Annotated in this window: 20 protein-coding genes; 12 read left to right on the forward strand and 8 right to left on the reverse strand. The window is 68.0% G+C overall.

Annotated features, from left to right (window positions below; genetic code table 11):
- The first annotated feature begins 60 nt into the window (after window positions 1-60).
- Window positions 61-540, forward strand: coding sequence for a winged helix-turn-helix transcriptional regulator (locus tag RZA67_RS13515; RefSeq protein WP_317213243.1), 480 nt, complete (start codon window positions 61-63; stop codon window positions 538-540).
- Between the two features lie 45 nt (window positions 541-585).
- Here the strand turns inward: RZA67_RS13515 and RZA67_RS13520 are convergent, their stop codons facing one another.
- Entirely contained in the window at window positions 586-993 is a 408-nt protein-coding gene (locus RZA67_RS13520; RefSeq protein ID WP_317213244.1) for a classical arabinogalactan protein 4, read from the reverse strand.
- A 127-nt stretch (window positions 994-1,120) separates the two neighbouring features.
- On the opposite strand from RZA67_RS13520, the gene msrB reads away from it, so the two are divergent.
- The 5 genes from msrB (at window position 1,121) to RZA67_RS13545 (ending at window position 4,412) form a co-directional block, all read left to right on the forward strand.
- Window positions 1,121-1,588 carry a peptide-methionine (R)-S-oxide reductase MsrB gene (msrB, locus tag RZA67_RS13525; RefSeq protein ID WP_317213245.1) on the forward strand — a complete coding sequence of 156 codons (468 nt, stop codon included), beginning with the start codon at window positions 1,121-1,123 and terminating at the stop codon, window positions 1,586-1,588.
- A gap of 104 nt (window positions 1,589-1,692) precedes the next feature.
- The gene (gene motA, locus RZA67_RS13530; RefSeq protein ID WP_317213246.1) at window positions 1,693-2,547 is read left to right on the forward strand and encodes a flagellar motor stator protein MotA; all 855 of its coding nucleotides are present in this window, start codon (window positions 1,693-1,695) and stop codon (window positions 2,545-2,547) included.
- A gap of 3 nt (window positions 2,548-2,550) precedes the next feature.
- On the forward strand, window positions 2,551-3,528 hold the full coding sequence (motB, locus tag RZA67_RS13535; RefSeq protein WP_317213247.1) for a flagellar motor protein MotB: 978 nt from the start codon (window positions 2,551-2,553) through the stop codon (window positions 3,526-3,528).
- 75 nt (window positions 3,529-3,603) lie between these two features.
- A complete protein-coding gene (locus RZA67_RS13540; RefSeq protein ID WP_317213248.1) occupies window positions 3,604-4,113 on the forward strand; it encodes a hypothetical protein in 510 nt (169 codons plus the stop codon).
- A gap of 17 nt (window positions 4,114-4,130) precedes the next feature.
- Complete coding sequence (locus RZA67_RS13545) at window positions 4,131-4,412, forward strand: DUF4031 domain-containing protein (RefSeq protein WP_317213249.1); 282 nt, start codon at window positions 4,131-4,133, stop codon at window positions 4,410-4,412.
- Window positions 4,413-4,627: 215 nt separating this feature from the next.
- On the opposite strand, the gene RZA67_RS13550 is transcribed toward RZA67_RS13545, so the two are convergent.
- Window positions 4,628-5,170, reverse strand: coding sequence for a hypothetical protein (locus RZA67_RS13550; RefSeq protein WP_317213250.1), 543 nt, complete (start codon window positions 5,168-5,170; stop codon window positions 4,628-4,630).
- An 89-nt stretch (window positions 5,171-5,259) separates the two neighbouring features.
- Here RZA67_RS13550 and RZA67_RS13555 point away from each other — a divergent pair, with 89 nt between their 5' ends.
- Window positions 5,260-5,508, forward strand: coding sequence for a DUF3297 family protein (locus RZA67_RS13555; protein ID WP_317213251.1), 249 nt, complete (start codon window positions 5,260-5,262; stop codon window positions 5,506-5,508).
- Window positions 5,509-5,635: 127 nt separating this feature from the next.
- Here RZA67_RS13555 and RZA67_RS13560 read toward each other — a convergent pair whose 3' ends face one another.
- From RZA67_RS13560 to RZA67_RS13570, 3 genes are all read right to left on the reverse strand, one after another.
- Window positions 5,636-7,282, reverse strand: coding sequence for a Na+/H+ antiporter (locus RZA67_RS13560; RefSeq protein ID WP_317213252.1), 1,647 nt, complete (start codon window positions 7,280-7,282; stop codon window positions 5,636-5,638).
- A 123-nt stretch (window positions 7,283-7,405) separates the two neighbouring features.
- A complete protein-coding gene (locus tag RZA67_RS13565; protein WP_317213253.1) occupies window positions 7,406-8,203 on the reverse strand; it encodes a class III extradiol ring-cleavage dioxygenase in 798 nt (265 codons plus the stop codon).
- 466 nt (window positions 8,204-8,669) lie between these two features.
- Window positions 8,670-11,624 (reverse strand): EAL domain-containing protein, encoded by a 2,955-nt coding sequence (locus tag RZA67_RS13570; RefSeq protein ID WP_317213254.1) that lies wholly within the window; start codon window positions 11,622-11,624, stop codon window positions 8,670-8,672.
- Between the two features lie 286 nt (window positions 11,625-11,910).
- Here RZA67_RS13570 and RZA67_RS13575 point away from each other — a divergent pair, with 286 nt between their 5' ends.
- On the forward strand, window positions 11,911-14,028 hold the full coding sequence (locus RZA67_RS13575; protein WP_317213255.1) for a M13 family metallopeptidase: 2,118 nt from the start codon (window positions 11,911-11,913) through the stop codon (window positions 14,026-14,028).
- Between the two features lie 403 nt (window positions 14,029-14,431).
- Window positions 14,432-15,046, forward strand: a complete 615-nt coding sequence (locus tag RZA67_RS13580; protein ID WP_317213256.1) for a hypothetical protein — start codon at window positions 14,432-14,434, stop codon at window positions 15,044-15,046.
- Window positions 15,047-15,098: 52 nt separating this feature from the next.
- On the opposite strand, the gene RZA67_RS13585 is transcribed toward RZA67_RS13580, so the two are convergent.
- The 3 genes from RZA67_RS13585 to RZA67_RS13595 all read right to left on the reverse strand — a co-directional run bounded on the left by RZA67_RS13585 (window position 15,099) and on the right by RZA67_RS13595 (window position 19,767).
- Complete coding sequence (locus RZA67_RS13585; RefSeq protein ID WP_317213257.1) at window positions 15,099-16,748, reverse strand: M28 family metallopeptidase; 1,650 nt, start codon at window positions 16,746-16,748, stop codon at window positions 15,099-15,101.
- Window positions 16,749-16,834: 86 nt separating this feature from the next.
- Window positions 16,835-18,910: a gluconolaconase gene (locus RZA67_RS13590; protein ID WP_317213258.1), complete on the reverse strand. Its 2,076-nt coding sequence runs from the start codon at window positions 18,908-18,910 to the stop codon at window positions 16,835-16,837.
- An 86-nt stretch (window positions 18,911-18,996) separates the two neighbouring features.
- Complete coding sequence (locus RZA67_RS13595) at window positions 18,997-19,767, reverse strand: lytic transglycosylase domain-containing protein (protein WP_317213259.1); 771 nt, start codon at window positions 19,765-19,767, stop codon at window positions 18,997-18,999.
- Window positions 19,768-19,995: 228 nt separating this feature from the next.
- On the opposite strand from RZA67_RS13595, the gene RZA67_RS13600 reads away from it, so the two are divergent.
- From RZA67_RS13600 to RZA67_RS13610, 3 genes are all read left to right on the forward strand, one after another.
- Window positions 19,996-21,612: an EAL domain-containing protein gene (locus RZA67_RS13600; protein ID WP_317213260.1), complete on the forward strand. Its 1,617-nt coding sequence runs from the start codon at window positions 19,996-19,998 to the stop codon at window positions 21,610-21,612.
- Window positions 21,613-21,759: 147 nt separating this feature from the next.
- Window positions 21,760-23,364 carry an ATP-binding cassette domain-containing protein gene (locus RZA67_RS13605; protein WP_317213261.1) on the forward strand — a complete coding sequence of 535 codons (1,605 nt, stop codon included), beginning with the start codon at window positions 21,760-21,762 and terminating at the stop codon, window positions 23,362-23,364.
- Between the two features lie 259 nt (window positions 23,365-23,623).
- A complete protein-coding gene (locus RZA67_RS13610) occupies window positions 23,624-24,034 on the forward strand; it encodes a hypothetical protein (protein ID WP_317213262.1) in 411 nt (136 codons plus the stop codon).
- Window positions 24,035-24,048 lie beyond the last annotated feature (14 nt).

The raw sequence follows: 24,048 nt of genomic DNA on the forward strand, positions 1-24,048 counted from the left end.
CTGATCTGACGGCACTACACAGGGCATTCCTCTGTTATTCACACCCTGAGGTTGATGGCCGTGGCGACCCGTACCCGTGAGCTGGACAAGATCGACCGGAAGATCCTGCGCATCCTGCAGTCCGAAGGCCGCATTTCCTTTACCGAACTGGGCGAGCGCATCGGCCTGTCGACCACGCCCTGCACCGAACGCGTGCGTCGGCTGGAACGCGAAGGCGTCATCACCGGCTACCACGCGCACCTCGACCCGGCGGCGGTAAAAGCCAGCCTGCTGGTCTTCGTGGAAATCAGCCTGGCCTACAAGTCGGGCGACATTTTCGAGGAGTTCCGGCGCGCGGCCCTGAAGCTGCCCAACGTCCTGGAATGCCACCTGATGTCCGGCGACTTCGATTACCTCATCAAGGCGCGCATCAGCGAGATGGCCTCCTACCGCAAGCTGCTCGGCAGCACCCTGCTCACCCTGCCCCACGTACGCGAATCCAAGAGTTACATCGTGATGGAAGAGGTCAAGGAAACCTCCGTGCTGCCCATCCCCGAATAGTGCCGGGCTCTGCCCGGCAATTCTGCTCCCGCCACGGCCGTCCTCTTACCGCACCTGCCCAGGCACGGTGTCGTGGTAGCGGCCGGTGCGGCTGTCGAACACGCGCCCCGGCCCGGCGGGCTTGACGCCGGGAATGATGCGGCCGTCGCGGTCATACACCTTGGTCGGCGCGGTGCTCGGCGGCGGCGCGACCACCGGAGCCGGTCCCTGGCTGCGAATCGGCCCGCTGCTGCGCGGTACCGGCGCGGGCACCGGCGGCGACTGCATCGGCTGCACGACCGGCGGCTGCGGCGGGGCGGGAGGCTGCACCGGCGCCGGCAAGGGCCGTGGCGGGGGCGGTGGTGCGGCCAGGGTGGTGGCACTGCGGGTGCCCGTCGGGCTGCTGGCTGAAACGGGCACCTGTGCCCACGCCAACGCAGGCAGCAGCAGCAACAGAAGCGGTAAACGTTTCATCGCACATCCCTCCTGCATCATGTGTCTCCAGCCTGCGCCCGCGCAGGTGTGCCCGGCATGAATGCCTTGCCTGCTTGCGTGCTGCTGCCCCGCCCCCATTAACAATGCATCCCCACGGAGAAACCGCATGAGCGCCTTCGACCTCTCGCCCCCGACCGGACCGCAACTGCAGGCGCTGGTGGCCAGCCTGTCGGCCGAAGAACGCCGGGTGCTGCTCCAGCACGGCACCGAGGCGCCGTTCTGCGGCGTCTTCCTCGACAACAAGCGCGAGGGCGTTTACTGCTGCCGGCTGTGCGGTCTACCGCTGTTCCGCTCCAGCGCCAAGTTCGACTCGGGCACCGGCTGGCCCAGCTTCTTCGCACCGTTCGCCGCCGAGCACGTGCGCGAAGTGCGCGACATCAGCCACGGGATGATCCGTACCGAAATCACCTGTGCGCGCTGCCAGAGCCATCTGGGCCACGTGTTTCCGGACGGTCCGCCGCCCACGCATGAGCGCCACTGCCTGAACTCCGTCTCACTTTCATTTGCCGGTATCGGCGAGGCTTGGCCCAATCCACTGAGCCGTGGCGGGGCCGAAGCCGGTCCGGTGGCCTGAGCGGCCACCACACCCCCGCTGACGGATTTCACAAAATCCGTACTTCAGAAAACCCGTGAGCGCGCCGACAACGGAGGAGTACCCCCCTCCTGCGTCGCGCGTCCATGCTCATCATCATCGGTTTCCTCGTCGTCATCGCCAGCGTCGTGGGCGGTTATCTCGGCGCCCACGGCAAGTTGGCCGTGCTCTGGCAGCCCTACGAAGTGGTCATCATCGGTGGCGCGGCGCTGGGCGCGTTCCTGGTCGGCACCCCGATGAAGGTCGTCAAGGACACGCTCAAGGCCACCCTTGGCGTGTTCAAGGGCCCACAGTACAAGCGCCAGGATTACCTGGACGTGCTGAGCCTGATCTATGAACTGCTCAACAAGGCGCGGCGCGAAGGCTTCATGGCGCTGGAAGACCATGTCGAGCGGCCCGCTGAAAGCCCGATCTTCGCCAACTACCCGAAGGTGCAGGCCGACCACCATCTGGTCGACTTCATCACCGACTGCCTGCGCCTGATGATCGGCAGCAACATCGAGCCGCACGAGCTGGAGCCGCTGCTGGAACTGGAGCTGGACAAGCACCATGCCGAGGCGCTGGCGCCGTCGCAGGTGCTGACCAAGGTGGCCGACGGCCTGCCCGGTTTCGGCATCGTGGCTGCCGTGCTGGGCATCGTGGTGACCATGGGCTCCATCGGCGGCGACATCGTGGAAGTGGGCGGCCACGTGGCCGCGGCACTGGTGGGCACCTTCCTCGGCATTCTGCTCGGCTACGGCTTCGTGGGCCCGCTGGCGGCCGCGCTGGAAGCACGCGCCGACCAGGACAGCCGCGTTTTCGAGGCGGTCAAGACCGCTCTGCTGGCCTGCCTGCGTGGCTACAACCCGAAGATCGCACTGGAATTCGCCCGCAAGACGCTGCCCACCGAGGTGCGACCGGCGTTCGCCGATTTCGAGCAGCACCTGAAGACGGTCAAGTAAGTCATGGCCGAGACCAAACCCACCGTCATCGTCCGCCGGATCAAGAAGCATGGCCATGGCGGGCACCACGGCGGCTCCTGGAAGGTGGCCTACGCCGACTTCGTCACCGCCATGATGGCCTTCTTCCTGGTGCTGTGGCTGATGGCCAGCACCAGCCAGAAGGACCGCGCGGCCATCTCCGAACTGTTCCGCAACCCGAGCCCGCTCTCCGGTACCAGTTCCACACCGGCCCCGGGCATGGCCGGCCCCGGTGGCGCCAGCACCTCGATGATCAAACTCGGCGGCGCCACCGACATCAGCCGCGGCGACAGCAACGACCCGTTCCAGTCGCAGAAATCGGCGGTGACCGAACCGGTGGACCGCCGCGAGCGCGACAAGCAGCAGCTCGAGGCGCTGATGAAGGAACTGCAGGAAGCGATCAGCCGCAGCCAGGCCCTGGAACCGTTCAAGGACCAGCTGCTGCTGGACCTGACCCCCGAAGGCCTGCGCATCCAGATCGTGGACAAGCAGAACCGCCCCATGTTCGATCTCGGCGGTGCCTCGCTCAAGCCGTACACGCGCGACATCCTGTTCGAGCTGTCCGATTACCTCAACCACGTTCCCAACCGGATCAGCATCACCGGCCACACCGACACCACCGCGTATTCCACCGTGCACGGTTACGGCAACTGGGAACTCAGCGCCGACCGTGCCAACGCCGCGCGCCGCGCGCTGGTGGACGGCGGTCTGGCCGAAGGCAAGGTGACCCGCGTGGTCGGTCTGTCTTCCTCGGTGCTGTTTGACAAGACCAACCCGCAGAACCCGATCAACCGGCGCATCAGCATCGTGGTGATGACCCGCGCCGCCGAACAGGCCGCACTGGCCGATGCCGGCGAACAGGTAGCCCTGTCCGCCCCTTCGACCGATCCGGACGTACAGGCTGGCATGGCACCGGCAGCCCCCCCGGCGCTGGAAGCGGCAGCCGCGCCCACCACGCCCTGAGCCGGGCAGCGCAAGCACGCCGCAGCAAGGCCGCCTACAATGGCGGCCTTATCTTTTCTGCAAGCGAGCATCACCATGTCCAAGCTCTCCAAGGCCAAGCGCGACAAGCGCAAGAAGCACCAGGCCAAGCGTCCCTTCCTGCGCCTCAACGACCAGCAGCAGGTACAGAACCACGCCGTGCTGACCAACGAAGAGGGCCAGGTCGTGGCCGCCATCGGTCTGCAGGGCCGTCAGTGGCTGCTCTCCATCGGCGGCCAGACCATGGGCAACGCCGAGAACCCCGTACCGATGCTGGCCATGCTCAAGCACCTGGCCAACGTGCAGGAAAAGGAAGGCCGCAAGGTCGAGCTGCAGTACTCCGAAGGCCTGAAGGAGCTGGTGACCGCACTGGCGCAGGAGAAGGGCATGGAGCTGGACGCCTACCTGGACGAGCTGACCGCCGAGTTCCAGAGCGTGGACGCCGAAGCCGGCGAAGAAGACCAAGCGCAGGCCCCTGCTGCCGACGCAGCGGAATCCACCGAGGCTGCCGACGCCGACGCTGAAGCCGAAGCAACCCCGGCCGACGACACCAAGCCGCAGGCCTGAGCCTGCCGGTCGCTGCGGTGACGGTCTACGTTGACGATGCGGTACATCCCTGGCGCGACCAGCGCTGGGCGCATCTGATGGCCGACACCCTTCCCGAGCTGCACGCCATGGCGGCGCAGCTCGGCATTCCCCGCCGCGCGTTCCAGAACAAACGCAGCGGCGTGCACTACGACGTCCCCGCTCCCTTGCGCGAACGCGCCATCGCACTGGGCGCCCGCCCCATCTCACGGCACACCGACCGCATCCTGCTCAAGAGCGTGATCGCCAACGCCCGCGCCCAGTACAGCGCCAATGGCTGAGCCGCGGAAGCAGAAGTAGCACAGCCCTCCATCGGCTGCTGCCTTCAAGATCAGCATCAACGGCGTGACGACCAACGGTCGTCACCTACCAGAAGCAGAGGCATATACCAGCAACCTGCCACAGAGCTGCATTCCGCCGCCGTACGATCGCAGTGTATCGAGGTGGGCCGGGGTGGGTTTGCGGGGACCACTTCACCCTGCCCTGACCCCGAAAATCAGAAAGGATCGCTGCCGAGGCGCACTTCCACGTTCAACAGCGAACACAGCGCCAACAACGCATCATCATCGCGCGTCAGCGCCATCCACCCCATGAACCCCTCACCGCCCGCATCCACACTCCACAACGTGTAGTTGTGCTCGCGCAGACGATCGAACGCGGTGGACATCAGCTGCACCCCATCCAGGTCGGCCGCGAAGTCCTCATCGTCCAGATCACCGCCCCAGTCCACCTGCACGTTGAAGCGCGCCGACAGCTCGTTCACCGCCGACTGCAGCGACTCCAGATCATCACGCTCCACATCGAACCCCGACTGCCACGCAATAGCCGTGAACAGTGCCGGCAGCCAGTCGCTGTCAGCCTCCAGCGGCTCCCCCTGCTCGGCCAGATGCTCGCGCCAGCGGTTGAACTGCTGCAGCGCCAGCTCCTCGTCACCGGGGTTGATCAGCACCAGCAGGTTCCACACCCGCGCCTCGAAATCGTCTTCGTCGAAGTCGTGGGCGTCTTCCTCGAAGTCGAAATAGTCGCTGTTGTCGGGCATCGCGCGGTCCTGAGAGGGCAGGCCCGCATTCTACGGTTTATCCTGTCAGGGTGAAGGCGGCCGCGGTGGTCGCCACCGTGAAAACCAAGATGAGCGATACCCCTCCGGACCACCTGGCGATCAACCCGGCCAGCCCCTTCCACGACGCAGCAGCGCTGGAGCGCGGCGTCGGCGTGCGCTTCAACGGCATCGAGCGTGACAACGTTGAAGAGTATTCGGTCAGCGAAGGCTGGATCCGCGTGCAGGCCGGCAAGGCCCGCGACCGCCGTGGCAACCCGATGACCATGAAGGTCAACGGCACCGTCGAGGTCTATTACCTGGCCCAGAAGCCGGAATAAGCCCGTAGAGCGGGGCTCTGCCCCGCTGCGTCACATCGGCGGCAGTCGTGACGACCAACGGTCGTCACCTACCCTTCCTGTCACCTGCCCTTCGTGTCACCCGCCGTTGTCTGCCACCCCAGCCCGCTCAGTCACGCTGACGCGACTCCAACAGGTCGAGGTTGCGGATCAACCGGCGGGAGATCTCATCGCTGATCACCCCGCGCCGGGTCAGCCGGAACAGTTCCTCGCGCTCGGCATTGAGCCCGGCACTGCGCAGCTGGCGGTAGCCCTGCTCCATGCGCCTGACCTTGCCCGGGTCGACATCAGGTCCGTTGTCCTTCTCCAGATGACGCTGGTAGAGCAGGCTCACCCGCGCCGCCGCGTCGTTGTACAGCTGCACGTTCTCGGTGGTCTGGTTGACCACCAGGCTCTGCCGCATGCGCTCCACCCCGGCCAGCGCGGCCTTCGAGGCCAGCCTGCGCGCCAGATCCTCCTCCTTGCGCTCGCCCGAATCGGCCGGCAGCTGCAGGCCTTTGAGCAGCTGCGGCAGGGCGATGCTGGCACCGACCAGAGAGCACATGATCACCGCAGCGGCGAGGAAGATCACCAGATCGCGCGCGGGGAACGGCGTGCCATCGTTGAGGAACAGTGGCAGGGTCAACACGCCCGCCAGGGTGATCGCACCGCGCACACCGGCCACCGACGTGGCCACCACGATGCGCCAGTTCGGTGCTTCCTTGCCTTTCATGCCACGCCGGCGCGCACGCAGCAGGTTCCAGCGCAGCGACAGCCACACCCACAGCAGGCGCAGGGCGATCAGCATCAGGTTGATCACCACCACGTAGACCACCAGCCACCACGGATTCTGGTGGCCCGACTCGCTCATGCTGGCGATGGCCCGCTCGACGATGCCCGGCAGCTGCTCGCCCAGCAGCACGAAGATCACGCCGTTGAGGGTGAACTGCAGCATGTTCCACACCGCCGACCGCTGCACCCGCATGCTGCCCGAAACCCGGCCGGTGAGCTCCACATAGCTCATGCTGATGCCGGCGGCGACTGCGGCGAGGATGCCGGAGGCCTCGATTTCTTCGGCCAGCAGATACGCGGCGAACGGAATGAGCAGGTTGACCAGCATCGCCGCGCCGGGTTCTTCGCCGAAGCGCCGCCACAGCCAGCGCTGGAAGGTGGACACGCCCAGCGTGACCGCCACACCCACCGCCACACCGGCCAGTGCCACCCACAGGAAGGTCAGTGCGGCGGTGCCGAGAGAGAACGTACCAGTGGCCACCGCAGCCACCGCAAACCGGAAACACACCAGGCCCGAGGCATCGTTGAGCAGCGACTCGCCTTCAAGTATGTGCATCAGCCGCTTGGGGATCGGGGCCTTGGACGCGATCGCACCGACCGCCACCGGGTCGGTCGGCGAAATGATCGCCGCCAGCGCAAAGGCAACCGCCAACGGCATGGCCGGAATCATCCAGTGGATCAGCAGGCCGGCGCCAACAACGGTGAACACGACCAGACCGAAGGCCAGTTCAAGGATCGCGCCCTTGTCGCGGAAAAGACCCTGCTTGGGAATGCGCCAGCCGTCGAGGAACAGCAGCGGCGGCAGGAACAGCAGGAAGAACATGTCCGGGTCGAGCGTGTGGCCGCGGTTGAACACACCGGCAATGACCGCGCCCAGACCGATCTGCACCAACGGCAGCGGCAAGGAGAACGGCAGCACGCGGACCAGGTAGCCGCTGGCCACCACGGCCACCAGCATCGCCAGTACGACTTCAATGATATGCATGGGGGCTGGAAACTACGTCGCAGTGCAGCAACGTAGCACACCCACGCCACGCCCTGACCAGTCAACCGCGCACCGGGTTATGCGTTCATTGCGTGTGCCGGCCGCCCGGGGCCGGGCCCCTGCTCATTCCGGCGCGCCGCCGTCGAAGCGGTAGATGTCCATCGCCAGCATGCCCGCGTCGATCCCCGCATCGATCCGCTGCGCCCCCAGCCGCGAACCACCGGCAGCGCCCATCGCGAAGTACAGCGGCAGCAGGTGCTCCTCGGTGGGATGCGCACGCGCAGCGTGCGGCGCCTGGCGGCGGTAGTCGAACAGGGCCTCGGTGTCATCGGCCATGAGGCACTGCTCAACCCACGTAATGAACGGCCGCACATACGGCGCCACCTTGCCCTCGTCGTAGCGGCCGACATCATGCAGGTTGTGGGTGATGCTGCCCGAGCCGATCAGGAGCACCCCCTGCCCGCGCAGCGGTGCCAGCGCACGACCGAGGGCGAACTGATGCTGCGGGCCCAGCATGGGCTGCACCGACACCGGCACCACCGGCACATCGGCCAGCGGTTGCAGCAAGCGCAGCGGCACCCACACGCCATGGTCCAGGCCCCGCTGCGGGTCCACTGCCACCGGCAACCCCGCCGCCGCGATGCGCCCCGCCACCTCCTCGGCCAGAGCCGGATCGCCCGCTGCCGGATATTGCAGATCAAACAGCGCCTGCGGAAAGCCCCCGAAATCATGGACGGTCGGCGGCAGCGGATGCCCACCGACCAACGGCTGCCGCGCCAACCAGTGCGCCGAAGCCACCACGATCGCCCGCGGCCGCGGCAGACCCGCGCCCAACGCCCCCAACCGATCCCCGACCGGCCCCGGCTGCAACGCCGTCATCGGCGAACCATGCGAGATGAACAACGAAGGCAAGCGATCCATGGGTGTGACCAGCGGAGAGGACAAGCCCACACCCTATTACCAACACCAATGGATATAAACACCAGCAACAAACCAATTTGTTGCAATTTTTAGAACACCACCCAAAGCCCAAGATCAACAGCGTGACGACCAATGGTCGTCACCTACCGAAGTCAAAGTCAAAGTCAGAGCCAAAGCCCAAGTCGGCATCGGCATCGGCAGCGAAAGGTTCGGCTTGCGTGTCCGTGGTGGAGATATGTCGGAGGCGGGCCGGGGTGGGTTTGCGGGGGTGTCGAGCGCCAGGGACGGCGCGAAACAAGGCACGCAGGACGCAGTTTTTGCCGTCCCCCGCGAACCCACCCCGGCCCGCCCCCACCCAGCACCCAGCCCGGCCCTGCTGTTGCTGTTGCTGTTGCTGTTGCTGTTGCTGTTGCTGTTGCTCTGGCTTCGAGCCCGCCGCAGGCGCGGGTGCCGGGCAGCGCCCGGCTCAGGAAACCTCCACCGCATCCAACCGCGCAATCACCACCGGCAACGGCGCCGGCCGCCCCAACAGATACCCCTGCACCTGATCACACCCATGCGCCGCCAACCACTGCAGCTGCCCCGGCGTTTCCACCCCCTCGGCAATGATCACCAGCCCCATGCTGTGGCCCAGCGACAACAGCGCCCGGCAGATCGACGCATTGCGCGGATTGGTCTCTACATCCGCCACAAAACTGCGGTCGATCTTCAGGATGTCCAACGGCAGGTGCTGCAGGTAGGACATGCTCGAATAGCCCGTACCGAAATCGTCCAGCGACACGCAGATCCCCTGCTCGTGCAGACGCTGCATGGTCTGCATCGCCTGCGCCGGCTTGCGCATCAGGCTGCTCTCGGTCAGCTCCACCTGCAACGCACCCCGTTCCAGCCCATGCTCCTGCATCGCTCGGGTGAACTCGCCGACCAGGTCGGTATTGAAGAACTGCGCCGCCGACACATTGACCGCGATCGGCAGGCCGCCCCAGCCGGCATCCACCAGCGCGCGCTGCGCACGGGCCGCCGCACGGATCACCCAGCGCCCCAGCGCCAGAATCAACCCGGTGTCCTCGCACAGCTGGATGAACTCGCCCGGCGGAATGAAGCTGCCATCGGCCTGCGGCCAGCGCAGCAGCGCCTCCAGTGCCGCAGGGGTGCCGTCGGCCGCATGACAGATCGGCTGGAAATACAGCTCGAACTCGCTGTCGATGGCGTTGTGGATACGCCCGGCCAGCCGCAGGCGCTCGGCCAGCCGTGTGTTGACCGACGCGTCATACCAGGCCAGCACATCGCCTTCGGCGCGCGCACTGTGCGCCGCCTGCGCCGCCATGCCGATCACCTGCTCGGCGCGCGGCGACTGCCCCGCCTGACCGGTCGCCACACCGATGCACGGCTCGAACTGGTGCAGCGACTCCTGCCCGCGCACCGGCTCGGAAACGATCTGCACCAGCGCGTCCAGCGCCGCCTGCGTCTCGTGCGTATCACTGAAGGCGAACACGAAGTCTTCGGCCGGCTGGAACGCCAGCCAGCCAAAGCGCGCACCGAGCCCCCCCAGGCGGCTGGCCACCGCCTGCAGCACGGCCTCGCCGATATCGCGCCCCAGCGCGTCGGCCACCAGCTGCAGCCCGCGCATCTGCACATAGGCCACCGTGTAGCCAGCGCCGCTGGCATCGAGGGCTTCGGCCAGCGCACGCGTGTTGAGCAGGCCGGTGTCGGGGTGATGACTGGCGTGGTAGGCCAGCTCACGCTCGTAGGCCAGCCGTTCGCTGACATCCTCGGCCAGCACCAGGCAGGCGGCACGACCATCGAAATCCAGCTTGGCCAGGTGCACGCGCACCTCGAACACCGAGCCGTCCTTGCGCTGGTGCAGGCGCACCGTGGCATCGGGCTGGTCACCCACGCGCGCGTCCATCACCGCCTTGCGGATCTCATCCCAGCCTTCGCGTGGACGGATGTCCAGGATGCTCATGGCCAGGAACTCTTCGCGACTGTAGCCGTACTGCTGCACTGCGGCCTGGTTCACTTCCAGGAAGCGCAGCGTGTCCGGGTCGAACACCCAGAACGGGGCCGGGTTGCGGTCGAACAGCAGGCGGAACTGCCGCTCCACCTTGTCCACGCGTTCGCGTGCCAGGTAGCGTTCGCTGATGTCGATCAGCGCACCGATCATGCGCCGTTGCCGGTTGCCCACCGCCGCCAGACGCGCGCGCGCGGTCACCCAGCGTTGTTCGCCGCCGGGCAGCACCACGCGGAAGGTTTCGTCCAGCGTGGCATCACCGGCAAACGCTTCGCCCAGCGCGTGCTGCAGGCGCACGGCGTCATCGTGATGCACGCGCGAGAAGAACACCGCCAACGGCACCGTATCGACCTTCAGGCCGAAGATCTCCCGGCACAGTGGCGACCAGTGCAGGCTGCTGGCGTCCTCATCCACGTACCAGGTGCCGACCCGGCCGACCTGGTGGGCCAGGCGCAGCTCGGCGTGGCCGGCGCGCAGTTCCTCGGCCATCTCGAACTGGCGCGTGCTGCTGCGCCGTGCCATGTGCAGCAGCCCCAGCAGCAGCAGCCAGTACAGCAGGAACAGGCCGCCGCCGGCATAGACAAACGTCCACCACGGCGCCAGTACATCGCGCCGCCCGAGTCCGGCGTATACCGCCAGCGGATACTGCTCCAGCGAGGACATCGTCGAGATGCGCACGATGCCATCGATGATGCTCTTCTCCTTGCCCAGCGCGATCAGCCCCGTGGTCGCCAGCGCGTCGCGGTGCGGCAGCGTGAAGCGCTGGCCTACGTGCCGGCCGTTCGACTCCGCGCGGGCCAGCACATAGCCCTCGCGGTCGGTGATGGAGACCACGCCCTGCGTGCCGATGTCCAGCCCACTGATGAGGGCCTGCAGTTCGTCGGTGCACAGCCGCGCCAGCAGCCAGCGCCCCTGCGGCATCGGCAGCGCCAGTGGCACCACCCAATGCTGGTCGGGAAGTTGCTGCGGCGGGCCGATGTACAGCGCGCTGTCCCGACCACGGCGGTCGGCGGTGGTCCACAGCGGCAGCGTGAGATCACTCCGGCCGCGTCCCAGCGCGCGCCCGTGCGCGTCCGCCACGACGATGCTCTCCAGCTCGCCGTGCCGTTGCAGCACCCCGTCGATGCTCTCGGCAATCAGCTCGGGGGCCTGCTCGGGCACGCTGGCCAGCAGCTGCGCCGCGTCACCGGCGATGCCGTGCATGGCGCGCTCAAGGTTGCGCAGCTCCAGCCACAGCAGACGCTGGGTGCCCACCGCCACGGTCCGGCTCTGGCGCTGCGCGCCTTCTTCGCGGCGTTCCAGGTCCGCCACCAGCATCAACCCCAGGCATGCCGCAAACAGCACGCCCAGCAGCACCCCGCCCAGCCGCAGGGAGCGCTGGCTGCGCAGCAGCATGCGCTTCAGCGCAGGCATGGCGGCAGACGACGGGGAAGGCCGGGGGTGCTCATGACTATCCTGTTCAGTGATCCAAGACCAAAGCGGCCGACAGCGGCGATTCTTGACGCCGCCGTTTCCCCCGCTGCCGAAGGACGACCCGGCAGCGGCCCCAGCATGCAACAGGTTGATCGCGACAGATAGCCCGGATAGCCCTGTTCAGCCAGATCCGGCACGTGCAACCCCATCGTCCGGCACGGCGGCACGCCCTGTCGGGGCCGACGCGCGGGTTTAGACTGGTGCTTTCCGTTCCGTCGAGATCCCGATGCCCACGCTGCGCCGTTCTCCCCTGCTGTTGGCCCTGGCGGCCAGCCTGTCCCTGACCCTGTCCGGCTGCGGCGACGACGCGCCACAGGCGGCGGCCCCGGCCGCGCCGGCCCAGGGCGCCGCCCCGGCGGCCAAGCCGATGCTGGGCAGCTTCGGCTTTGATGCCACCGGTATGGACCGCAGCGTGGCCGCCGGGGACAACTTCTTCGATTTCGCCAACGGGCAATGGGTGAAGACCACCGAGATTCCGGCCGACCGCTCACGCTTTGGCAGCTTCAACGTCATTGCCGAGAAAACCCAGAACGACACCCGTGCCATCCTCGAAGGCGCCGCCGGCAACGCCCAGGCCACCGGTGAGGACAAGCTGATCGGCGATTACTACGCCGCCTTCATGGACGAGGCTGGCATCGAGCAGCACGGCATCGCCCCCCTCAAGCCGCAGCTGGCCGCGATCGACGCCATCGCTGACAAGGCCGCGCTGGCCACCGCGCTGGGCGGCGGCGTCGGCGCCGATGTCGACCTGCTCAATGCCACCGATTTCTACACCGACCACCTGTTCGGCCTGTGGGTGTCGCAGGATCTGCTGCAGCCGGACCGCAACGCGCCCTACCTGGTGCAGGGCGGGCTGGGCCTGCCGGACCGTGACTTCTACCTCGGCGATGGCCGCATGGCAGAACTGCGTGGCAAGTACCAGGCTTACATCGCCAACCTGCTGCAGCTGGCCGGCGTCGCCGACCCGGCCGGCAAGGCACAGCGCATCCTCGCCCTGGAGACGAAGATCGCCCAGCAGCACGCCAGCCAGGAAGAGACCAACGACGTGGTCAAGGGCGCCAATGCCTGGACCCGCGCCGATTTCGTTGCCAAGGCGCCGGGCATGGATTGGGCGCGCTTCCTCGACGCGGCCGGCCTCGGCCAGCAGGAGGACTTCATCGTCTGGCAGCCGGCGGCCACCGCTGGCCTGTCACGCCTGGTCGCCACCGAGCCGCTGCAGGTGTGGAAGGACTACCTCGCCTTCCATGCGCTGGACCGCGCGGCCACCTACCTGCCCAAGCGCTTTGCCGACGCCCACTTCGCCTTCCATGGCACCACCCTGAGCGGCACCCCGCAGCAGAGCGAACGCTGGAAGCGCGCGGTGGACGACGCCAACCAGGCCGTTGGCGAGGCCATCGGCAAGCGTTACGTTGAGCGTCACTTCGATGCGAAGACCAAGCAGCGCGCCGACGAAATGGCCAAGAACATCATCGCGGCCTTTGCCAAGCGCATCGACGCGTTGGAGTGGATGTCGCCGGAAACCAAGGCGCAGGCCAAGGCCAAGGTCGAGGGCCTGACCGTGGGCATGGGCTATCCGGACACCTGGCGCGACTACAGCGGTCTGGAGATCAAGCGCGACGACGCACTGGGCAACGCACAGCGCGCCGAGCGTTTTGAATACCAGCGCAACATCGCCAAGCTGGGCAAGGCGCCGGACCACAGCGAGTGGGCCATGCTGCCGCAGACCATCAACGCGATGAACGTGCCGCTGGAAAACCGGCTGGTGTTCCCCGCCGCCATCCTGCAGCCGCCGTTCTTCGACGCCGCCGCCGACGATGCAGTGAACTACGGCGCCATCGGTGCGGTCATCGGCCACGAAATCAGCCACGGCTTCGACAACGCCGGCGCCCTGTTCGATGCCAGCGGCAAGCTGCACAACTGGTGGACCCCGCGCGACCTGGAGCGCTTCAACGCGGCCGGCGATGCACTGGCCGCGCAGTTCAGCAGCTACGAACCGTTCCCCGGCGTGCACGTCAACGGCCGCCTGACCCTGGGCGAGAACATTGCCGACGTGGCCGGCCTGGCCACCGCCTACGACGCCTACCAGTTGTCACTGCAGGGCAAGCCGGCGCCGGTGCTGGAAGGCTTCAGTGGTGATCAGCGCTTCTTCCTCGGTTTCGCCCAGGCCTGGCGCAGCAAGAGCCGCGAGCAGGCCCTGCGCAACTCGCTGCTGACCGACGTGCACGCGCCCGGCCAGTTCCGCACCCTTACCGTGCGCAACCTCGACGCCTGGTACCCCGCCTTCGACGTAAGCGACGGCCAGAAGCTGTACCTGGCCCCGGACAAGCGCGTAAAGGTCTGGTAAGTAGATCGGGGCTCTGCCCCGCTGCTTGGGCTCTCGCTCTGCCCCGCTGCTCTGGCGTTGCCCCCGCCTCCCCCAGCCGGCGCCCCACCCGGGCGCCGGCTGGCATTTTCTGCGCAGTTTGCCTACGCGCACCGCCGTCTTCCCCGTCTTGCCGGCCAGGCGCAGACATGATCGGCCCAGCCAGATCCTATGTGCGCCCGCAGCACACGCACCCCTGCGACAACCTGTCGCAGGGGCCAAACCCCATGCTGCACCGCACCACCCCTGCCATCCACAGTCGCCCCCGCGCCGGACCCATCTGCCTGCTTCGCAAGGCGCCCATTGCAGCGCCCGCTGAAAGTGCTAGAACTGGACCTGCCTCACCGGTCCATTGCATCGCCGCACGTTCCACAAGGAGCCAGCCATGATCGCTTTGTTCAAGGGTTTGGGTTTACTGCTGCGGGACAACGAGCTCTACCGCAGCCCGTTCGAAAACCAGGTCGCGCACTGGCGCAACCTCAGTGAGCAGCAGATCCGCGACGAAGTGGCGACACTGGCCAAAGCCAAGTCGCAGTGGCTGATCGCCTCGATCATCGGCTGGCAGGCGGCCTCGCTGCTCATTCTCGGCCTCATCGCCGAGTACCTCTGGCGCGACGATTTCCATATCACCTTCACCCGCGTGGTCGTTGTCATCGGCTCGTGGGTGTCGATCCTGTTCGTGATCTGGTTCATGGCCAACATGTTTGACCACCAGGCCGGCTTCGAGCGCTGGATGAAGGCATTCAACAGCCGCGCCCGCATCAGCTCCAACGCCGACACCGTGCAGTGCGTCGCCGATGCACTGGGCATGGCCGAGCATTACCCGGAAGTGCTCGACTACAAACAGGCGGTCACCGCCCGGCGTGAGCTGCGTCATGAAGACATCCGCATCATGACCGAGATCGGCCGCATGAAGCAGCACTCCGAACTGGTCGGTCGCCTGAACCACGTCGGCGAAACGGCGAGCCATCGCGACCTCGCCCTGCAACCGGCGTTCTAGTCCTGCCTGCAGTCGGGGCCGGTCGCAACGACCGACCCCGACACTGCACTACTCAGCGCCGCTGTTGCGCACTGCTGTCACGAACCGCGCGGAACGCTTCTTCCGGGCTCCAGTTCGGCCACTGGCGCGAGTTGGCCAGCTGGCTGCCCAGCGTGTACAGCACTTCCAGGTCACGCGCCGCGCCGGCGAACTTCCAGTCCGGCTGCCACTCGTCGCCCTGCTGGTGGTAACGCTTGGCGGTGTAGTCCTCCGACGCACGGCGGCCGGCCTCCACGCCACCGTCCACCCAGTCCTGCCCCGCCGACCACGACAGCGCCGGCACACCGCGCTTGGCGAAGGGGAAGTGATCGGAGCGGAAGAACAGGCCCGCTTCCGGCTTCGGGTCCGGCGTGTAGCGGATATCCCACTGTTTGGCCACGTCCTTCAGCTGGTCCAGCAGCTCCAGCCTGGCGTTGCCGTAGATGCCGAAATCACGCGAGGGGCCGAACGGCGCCATGCCGTCCATGTTGATCACCGCCACGGTCTTTTCCAGCGGGTACAGCGGGTGGCTGGCGTAGAACTCCGAACCCAGCAGGCCCTTCTCTTCAGCGGTGACCGCCAGGAACACCACCGAGCGCTGCGGCCGCGGCTGCTGCGCAAACCCGCGCCCCAGCTCGATCAGCGCGGCAGTGCCGCTGGCGTTGTCCAGCGCGCCATTGAAGATGCGGTCGCCACGCGCGTCAGGCTCACCCACGCCGATATGGTCCCAATGCGCGCTGTAGATGATGGTCTCGTCCGGATGGCTGCTGCCTTCCAGGCGCGCCACCACGTTCTGCGAGGTGATCACCTCGGTCTTCACCGCGTACGTGGCGTCGAGGCTGGCACCGGTCAGTTCCACCGGCTGGAAGTCGCGCTGCTGCGCCTGCTTCTTCAGCGCCTCGAAATCCTGCCCGGCGTTGCGGAACAGTTCCACCGCCAGATCACGCTGGATCCAGCCTTCCAGCAGCGGGTGGCTGGCCGCCGGGTCATCGCGTACCACGTCGAACATGGTGTTGGTGTTGGAACCGGCCACCGTGGCCCAGCCGTACGACGCCGGTGCGGTTTCATGCACGATCAGCACGCCCAGCGCACCCTGGCGTGCACCTTCCTCGTACTTGTACGGCCAGCGCCCGTACCAGGTCATGCCCTTGCCGTCGAAGTCGCCCACGCCGGTCTCGAAATCCGGGTCGTTGATCAGCACCACGGCGATCTTGCCCTTCAGGTCCACACCCTTGAAGTCGTCCCAGTTGCGCTCCGGTGCCTTCACGCCATAGCCGAGAAACACCAGTGGTGCCTGGCTGATGTCCACGCTGCTCGCGCCGTTCATCGCCGCGCGCACGGCAATCTGCTTGCCCTGTTCCAGCGTGGTGCGGTTGTTGCCCTGGTGCAGGGTCAGCTGCGGCGTGCCCACGATGTCGCCCTTCAGCAGCGGCACCGCCTGGGTCCACACACGCTTGCCGTCGACCAGGTCACCGCCGGGCTGCAGCCCGGCCTCGGCGAACTGCTTGCTGAGGTAGGCCACCGTCTTCTGCTCACCTGCGGTGGCCGGCGAACGGCCCTCGTAGGCATCGGAGGCCAGCTCCTTGACGTCGGCGGAGATCCGCGCGCCATCGAACTTCGGCGTTGCCGCCATCAATGCGCCCGAGACCGACAGGGCCAGCACACTCAATACCACTCGTTTCATCGCGCTCTCTCCAGCAAGGAAAACCGAGTGTACAAAATGCGCGGGCGGCAGCGACCCGCGGGCCGCCCCGCGCGCGGCCGACGGTGTTACGGCAGCACCCGCACCGGCAGGTCGCGCGCGCCCACGCCCTCGTTGCCGCTGTAATCGCGTGCACTGCCGCGGATGATGTAATCGCCGGGCGGCAGCGCCGCCGGCAGCCAGCGGCCGTGCTCCATCAGTCCATCGCGTACCGTGTTGGTGGCCAGGAAGCGGAAGCGCGTGACCGCGCTGCCATGTACGGTGATGCCGCTGTCCGGCGCATAGGCGGCCAGTACCGCATCGCGCTGCGGCGGCATGCGGTTGAACTCGATGTTCCAGCAGGGCTGCTCGTAGCCGGCCAGCGGACGGCCGTCGGCCTGCAGCACCTGGTAGCCGACCTGGTAGGGCCCCAGCCGGCGCCGCGGCAGGTTGCCATCAACCTGGTCCCACGCCTCCACCACGATCTGCACACCCGGGCCGCTTCGCGGCACTTCCACCCGTCCATCCGCAGCAGGCCGCAGCGGCTGGTCGGCATCATCGAGCAGCGCGACCTCGGTGATGCGCGGCGGCACCGTATCGACAAAACCGGTAAAGCCCAGCGCCACCGCATTGCGCTCGAAGCCACTGCTGCCCAGCACCAGATGCACGTGCGCCTGGCTGTTGATGCTGCCCAGCCGATCGCCGACCTTGATCTTCGTCCCACGCCGCAGGCGGATGCGCTCCAGGCGGCCATCGGCATCGCGCAGCTGCTGCCAGCGCGCGTCGAACGGCACACCGCGTGGGTCGCGGCCCACCTGCATGTGGATGTAGCCCAGCGGGCCCACCCGCAGACCCTCGGCCTGTCCACCCAGGCTCCAGCTGGCGGCCGGCGTATCGATGCGCCCATCAGCAATGGCCAGCACGCTCTGGCCAACGTCGCCGCGGATATCGTAGCCGCCGTGCAGATGATGCCGGCTCTGTCCACGGAAGGTGCCGCGCACCTCGCCCAGCGTGCCGACCACCTCGTGCCAGCCGTCCTGTGGCGCCAGCGGCCAACGACCCTCGGTAAGCGGCAGCGGCGCATCCACCGCCGGGCCCACCAGCGCCGGTGCAGGCGACTGGTCCACTGCCAGAGGCACGATGCGGTGCAGGCGGTACGCCGCCGCGTCGGCCACCAGCAGGGCGTCGTCGCGGTCCAGCACCAGACCAGCAGCTCGTGCCAGCCGCGGAATGCGCCCGTTGCCCACCAGCACCACCTGGTGTCCGCCCGGGGAGACCTGCACGATGCGCCCGCCGTGGTCACCCACATACAACACGTCATCATGGGTCACCGCCAGCGACAGCGGCCCGTTGAGCACCTCCCCGGCCGGCACCACGGTGTCCACACTGCCCTGCAGAGTGACGCGACGCACCGCGTTGTTCTGGAAGTCGGCCACCAGCAGGCGCCCCTGGTTGTCCCAGGCCAACGCCACAGGCGTGTCGAAGCGCGCCGCCGCCCCCACGCTGTCGGCGTGACCAGGCTCGGGACCACCGGCCAAGGTACGCACGCGCCCGTCGCGTTCGATCACACGGATGCGGTCATTCCACGTGTCGGCGACATACACGCGACCATGGGCATCCACCGCCACCCCCATCGGCGCATCGAAACGCGCCTGGCGCCCCACGCCATCGGCAAAGCCCTGCTGGCCACCGGCCAGCGTGGTCACCTGGCCGTCGCGGTCGATCCTGCGGATGGCATGGTTGCCGGTGTCGGCTACGTAGATGGCGCCGTCCACACCGCGCGCCAGCGCCGAAGGCGTGCTGAAGCGCGCCTGCAGCGCGGGGCCGTCTGCAAAACCTTCGGCACCGCCGGCAAATGCCTCCACCCGGCCATCCGGACGCAGCGCGCGCAGCCGGCTGTTGTCACCGGCATCGGCCACCAGCACGGTGCCGTCCTCCAGCCGCAGCAGCCCCCACGGGTCGGCAAAGCGCGCCTGCGCGGCCGCGCCCTCGCGGCTGCCACTGATGCCATCACCGGCCAGCGGCTCGATCTGCGCGGTCCAAGCCAACGGGCTCGGCTCCGGCACGGCGGGCGCCAGCGCGCGCTCCTGCCGCGGCAGGAAGGTCAGGCCCACGCCTGCAGCGGTAGCCAGCACTACCAGACCGATCCATCGTCCGCGCTTCATCGTCGTCCTTTCTGTTCCCGGACCGGCGACCATAGTGGCGCCAGCAACCATCCGGCAAGGCCCAAAGGCTGAGGCGGGGCCGCGCTTCAGCGCGCGGGCACCTCGGCGCGCAGCCCCATCGCCTCGCGGTAGCCGGCGTACAGCGCCATGACCTTCTCCACGTAGGCCAGCGTTTCGGCATACGGCGGCACGCCGCCGTGCCGGCTCACCGCACCGATGCCGGCGTTGTAGGCTGCCGCCGCCAAGGTGCGGTCGCCGTTGTAGCGGCGCAGCAGCGTGCGCATGTGACGTGCCCCGCCGCTGATGGACTGCTGGGCGGAGAACGGATCGCGCACGCCCAGCAGCGCGGCCGTGTCCGGCATCAGCTGCATCACGCCCTGTGCGCCCTTCGGTGACACCGCGCCGGCATCGAAGCCGCTCTCGGCGTGGGCGATCGCCCGCAGCCAGGCATCGTCCACGCCGGTCGCCCTGGCGGCCGCCTTGAACTCGGCGGCGAAGGCATCCAGACGCGGCCGGCCGACCTTGCCAAGTCCCTCATGGGCCGGCTCACCCGGCGGCGTGGCCACGGTGAAGCGCAGATACACCCGCGAGCCGGGCAGGTTGCGGGTGGAATACACGGTGCGGCCGTCCTGCTCGCGCTCATACAGGGTGCCGCTGAACACCCCCATGTTGCCCCACAGGTTGGGCGTCTGCAGGGGGCTGTCCTCGATCTCGCGCGGTGTACAGCGTGAGCCCGGCTCCGGCGCGGTGGCCAGGCTTACCGTGTTGCCCTGCACGCAGCGGTAGACCGTGCGCGCGCACACCGGCGCGGCCACACTCAGGCCCAGCAGCAGGACGACAGCAGCACGGCGCGACATCAGGCGACTCCACGGCAGGGGACGGCGATGGTCGAACGCCCCCTGCGAACCGGAGGTGAAAGCGGTGCACGTCGCTTCCGGCCCCGGCCCTGATGGTCCAGCCCCTGCACGGTGCCCGCCGCGCATCGCCCCACCCACGCCACAGCCAGCCCGCCGCAGGCTTGCGGTAGTCTTGCTGCATGCAGCCGCCCGCAGCGGCCCGATGCCCCCGCCTCAGACGGCCCCTTGATGAAGCGCACCCGGACCCTGCTGATCACCCTTGCCGTGGCCCTGCTGGCAGCCGGCCTGCCGCTGTTGCTGCTCGGCTGGCTCAGCTGGCAGCAGGCCATGCGGCTGGAGCATCGCGACCTGCAGCGCACTGCCGAACGCGCCCTGCGCCGCGCCGACCTGGCCTATGTGCAGGCCCTGCAGGCGCTGAAGTCACTGCCCCTGCCACCGGACGCCGGGCCGGCCGCCTGCAGCCCTGCGCACATCGGCCTCATGCAGTCCAAGGTCGTCACCACCTCCTCGGTGGATCAGATCGGCTACTTCCAGAACGGCCTGATGCGCTGCAACTCCTGGGGCCCGGTGACCACCGAGGTACGCTTCGGCGAGCCCGATCACATCACCGCCGACGGCGTGGACCTACGCCTGGATCTGGCGCCGCGCGCGTCCTACGGGCGACGGATGCTGTCGATGCGCTACGGCGACTACGACGCCCTCATGGACCCGGGCCATTTCGTCGACCTCATCGACGATCCGGACGTACGCGTGGCCATCGCCACTCCCGATGGTCGGCTGATTGCAACGCAGGGCGCCCACGATCCGCAGCTGCTGCAGTCGTTGCTGCGCGACCCCCACGACGGCAGCGATGCCAGATCGATGTTCGCCACCGCGCGCAACGAGGAATGGCTGGCCATCGCCACCGCGCCGCGCAGCATGCTGCGCACGATCTTCATGCAGCAGCTGTGGGTGCTGCTGCCGGTGAGCATACTGGTCGCGCTGGCCAGCGCCGCCGCCGCGGTCTGGCTGTCGCGCCGTCGTACCTCGATGGCAGCCGAACTCGGCAAGGCGCTGCGGCGCGGCGAACTGTACGTGGTGTACCAGCCGTTGATCGAACTGGAGACCGGTGCGTGCATCGGCGCCGAGGCACTGGTGCGCTGGCAGCACCGCGATGGCAGCCACGTGCGCCCCGATGTGTTCATCCCGGTGGCCGAAGAGAGCGAGCTCATCCTGAAGATCACCGACCATGTCATCGACAGCGTCATCGCTGATCTGCGCGAGCTCATGCTCGAGGACCGCGACGTGCACATCGCCATCAATCTCGCCCCCGACGACATGATGAGCGGCCGTGCGCTGAAAGTGCTGGCCGGCAAGCTCGCCGGCACCGGTATCGCCAACAACCAGATCTGGCTGGAAGCCACCGAGCGCGGCTTCATGGACATCGAGCGTTCGCGCGCGGTCATCACCGCTGCGCGCCATGCCGGGCACCGCGTTGCCATCGACGACTTCGGCATCGGCTATTCAAATCTGCAGTACCTGCAGCAACTGCCGCTGGACGCGCTGAAGATCGACAAGGCCTTCATTGATGCGATCGGCACCGGCAGCGCCACCAGTCCGGTGACCGCGCACATCATTGAAATGGCCCGCACACTGGGCCTGCAGGTGGTGGCAGAAGGCGTGGAAACCGAAGCACAGCTGGCCTTCCTGCACGCGCATGGCGTGGATTACGGCCAAGGCTGGCTGTTCTCCAAAGCGTTGCCGCGCGAGGCCTTCATCGCTTTCCACCGCGAGCGCCGCACGCACTACCGCCCGGCCCGGCAGCGCAGCACCGTGGAGCCGGCGACCCCGGAGGATCGCCACTGAAACGCGCGATTCAGGCGCGCCGACTATACTGACCGCCTCACCTTGGAGGTCTGGTCCAATGCGCCACTGATGCCGCCGTCGCTGTGACGGCCTGATTCTTCCCGCCCCTGCGCGCAGGGGAGTTGACGGCATCTGCTGGAGGTCCGCATGACCGCACCCGTTCTCACGCTCGAGCGTGTTTCCCACCGGCTGGCCGATGGCCGCCCGTTGTTCTCCGAGCTCACCTTTGCCTTTGAACCCATTGCGACCGGCCTGGTCGGGCGCAATGGCGTGGGCAAAAGCGTGCTCGCCCGCCTGCTGGCCGGGCAGCAAGCGCTGCAGTCTGGCCGCTGCACCGGCAATGGCCGGGTCATGTACGTGCCCGCGCCCAGCGGCGAGCTGCACGGCACCGTCGGCGCGCTGGCCGGCGTGGGCCACGTGCTGGCCGCGCTGGACCGCATCGCGGCCGGCAGCCTGGACCCGGCAGACTTCACCCTGGCCGAGGGCCAGTGGGATCTGCGTGAGCGCCTGCAGACGCAATGGCAGGCCACCGGTCTGCCGGCCGACCTGCACAGCGACCAGCCCGCTGCGCGCCTCAGCGGCGGCCAGGCCATGCAGGTCGCGCTGTCTGGCGCGTGGGCCAGTGATGCGCAGTGGCTGATCCTGGACGAACCCAGCAACCACCTCGACACGACCCAGCGCGAGCGGCTGGCCGACCGGATCGCCCAGTGGCGCGGCGGCCTGCTGCTGATCAGTCATGACCGTCGGCTGCTTGAACCGATGCAGTGCATCGTTGAACTGGACGAACAGGGCCTGCGGCGCTATGGCGGTGGGTACACCAGCTACGCGGCACAGCGCGGACGCGAACAGGCCGCTGCCGAAGCCGCCCTCGCCCACGCGCGCAACGACCACCGCCAGCAGCAGCGGCATGCGCGCGAGCTGCACGAGCGTGCGCAGCAGCGTCACGCACGAGGACAGCGCAGCGCGCGCGATGCCAACCAGGCGCCGATCCTGCTGGGCCTGCAGGCGCAGCGCGCGCAGGCCAGCGCCGGCCGTCAGCAGCAGCTGCAGGCGCAGCGACTGCAGCAGAGTGCTGCACGGCTGCACGCCGCCGCCGGTACGGTGCAGGCCACCCCAAGCCTGGCCGCACTGGCGCCGGCGGTGCAGGCAGCCAGCCAGCGCATCGCCTGCCTGCAGCACGCGGTGCTGCCCCACGGGTGCCAGCACCCCGTGCAGCTGATCCTGCAGCGCGGGCAGCGCGTCCTGGTGTGCGGCGATAACGGCAGCGGCAAATCCACCCTGCTGCGGGTGCTGGCTGGCCACGTGCCGCCGCGCTCTGGCCGAGTGGAGCGCAGTGCACGCACCGCCCTGCTTGACCAGAACCTGCGCAGTCTGCCCGGCACGCAGTCGATCCTGCATACGCTGCAGCAGGCCAATCCCACCGAGGCAATGGCCGTGCTGCGCACGCGACTGGCCCTGCTCGGCCTGGATGCTTCGCGCATCGACCGACCGGCCTACTCGCTCAGCGCAGGCGAGCGCCTCAAGGGAGCGCTGGCCTGCACGCTATACGCCGACCCCGCCCCGGAGCTGCTGCTGCTCGACGAACCGGGCAACGCGCTGGATCTCGATGCCCTGTACGCGCTGGAGGCCCTGCTGCAGCAGTACCAGGGCACCCTGGTGATGGTCAGCCACGATCCGTGGCTGCAGCGGGCGATGGTGCCTACCCATCGGCTTGAGGTCAGCGCACAAGGCTGGCACCTGCACCCGGCCTGACCTGCAACAGACGACGTTGCCCCCGGCGCGGGGACATCGCCTTTGGTAGGTGACGACCGTTGGTCGTCACGCTGTTGCTTCGGTAGGTGACGCAAGCAACGGCAGGAGCCGTTGCTAACGGCGCGTGCGCCGGCCCGTAGGGTGTCGGCCAGGAGGCCGGCATAGCGTTGGTCGTCACGCCGTTGCTTCTCGCCCCCACCTACACAACCTCTTCCCTCCCCCTGCCTACACTGCCCCCAGGCCACCTCGCAGAAACACCATGCGCCTGCTCACCTGCCTGCTGCCGCTCTGCCTCCTGCTTGCCGCCTGCACAGGCCAGCGCGACCTGCCGTTCCGCGCCGACCCGATGACCGGCTGCTTCGCCACCGGCCCGCGCAAGGCTGCCGATTTCCGCATCGAGCAGCAGGCCGGGCAGTACCAGCTCAGCCTGCGCAGCGACGCGCAGTGGAAGCCGCCGACGCCGCTGCTCAGCGCCAGCCCCGCGCAGATACGCCAGTTCTTCCCCAACGACGCCGAGCAGATCGACAACGCCCTGCTCGGCCTGGGCAACACCTTCGGGCTGTTCCTGCTGCGTGACGGCGCCACCGTGAAGGGGCGCGCCCGCAACAGCGACTACATGGGCCTGCTGGTCATCGGCGCCGGCCCGGTCTACCGCACCCACTGCGACTAGGCCCGCCCGGCCCC

The organism is Stenotrophomonas sp. C3(2023) (assembly GCF_032911385.1).
Taxonomy (GTDB): domain Bacteria; phylum Pseudomonadota; class Gammaproteobacteria; order Xanthomonadales; family Xanthomonadaceae; genus Stenotrophomonas.

What these genes read in the sequence shown, in the direction of transcription:
- msrB (WP_317213245.1), top strand. Translation starts at nt 1,121, where the DNA reads ATGAGCGCCTTCGACCTCTCGCCCCCGACCGGACCGCAACTGCAGGCG.
- RZA67_RS13565 (WP_317213253.1), bottom strand. Translation starts at nt 8,203, where the DNA reads ATGGATCGCTTGCCTTCGTTGTTCATCTCGCATGGTTCGCCGATGACG.
- RZA67_RS13520 (WP_317213244.1), bottom strand. Translation starts at nt 993, where the DNA reads ATGAAACGTTTACCGCTTCTGTTGCTGCTGCTGCCTGCGTTGGCGTGG.
- RZA67_RS13605 (WP_317213261.1), top strand. Translation starts at nt 21,760, where the DNA reads ATGACCGCACCCGTTCTCACGCTCGAGCGTGTTTCCCACCGGCTGGCC.
- motA (WP_317213246.1), top strand. Translation starts at nt 1,693, where the DNA reads ATGCTCATCATCATCGGTTTCCTCGTCGTCATCGCCAGCGTCGTGGGC.
- RZA67_RS13570 (WP_317213254.1), bottom strand. Translation starts at nt 11,624, where the DNA reads ATGCCTGCGCTGAAGCGCATGCTGCTGCGCAGCCAGCGCTCCCTGCGG.
- RZA67_RS13590 (WP_317213258.1), bottom strand. Translation starts at nt 18,910, where the DNA reads ATGAAGCGCGGACGATGGATCGGTCTGGTAGTGCTGGCTACCGCTGCA.
- RZA67_RS13540 (WP_317213248.1), top strand. Translation starts at nt 3,604, where the DNA reads ATGTCCAAGCTCTCCAAGGCCAAGCGCGACAAGCGCAAGAAGCACCAG.
- RZA67_RS13585 (WP_317213257.1), bottom strand. Translation starts at nt 16,748, where the DNA reads ATGAAACGAGTGGTATTGAGTGTGCTGGCCCTGTCGGTCTCGGGCGCA.
- RZA67_RS13610 (WP_317213262.1), top strand. Translation starts at nt 23,624, where the DNA reads ATGCGCCTGCTCACCTGCCTGCTGCCGCTCTGCCTCCTGCTTGCCGCC.
- RZA67_RS13550 (WP_317213250.1), bottom strand. Translation starts at nt 5,170, where the DNA reads ATGCCCGACAACAGCGACTATTTCGACTTCGAGGAAGACGCCCACGAC.
- motB (WP_317213247.1), top strand. Translation starts at nt 2,551, where the DNA reads ATGGCCGAGACCAAACCCACCGTCATCGTCCGCCGGATCAAGAAGCAT.
- RZA67_RS13575 (WP_317213255.1), top strand. Translation starts at nt 11,911, where the DNA reads ATGCCCACGCTGCGCCGTTCTCCCCTGCTGTTGGCCCTGGCGGCCAGC.
- RZA67_RS13580 (WP_317213256.1), top strand. Translation starts at nt 14,432, where the DNA reads ATGATCGCTTTGTTCAAGGGTTTGGGTTTACTGCTGCGGGACAACGAG.
- RZA67_RS13600 (WP_317213260.1), top strand. Translation starts at nt 19,996, where the DNA reads ATGAAGCGCACCCGGACCCTGCTGATCACCCTTGCCGTGGCCCTGCTG.
- RZA67_RS13560 (WP_317213252.1), bottom strand. Translation starts at nt 7,282, where the DNA reads ATGCATATCATTGAAGTCGTACTGGCGATGCTGGTGGCCGTGGTGGCC.
- RZA67_RS13555 (WP_317213251.1), top strand. Translation starts at nt 5,260, where the DNA reads ATGAGCGATACCCCTCCGGACCACCTGGCGATCAACCCGGCCAGCCCC.
- RZA67_RS13595 (WP_317213259.1), bottom strand. Translation starts at nt 19,767, where the DNA reads ATGTCGCGCCGTGCTGCTGTCGTCCTGCTGCTGGGCCTGAGTGTGGCC.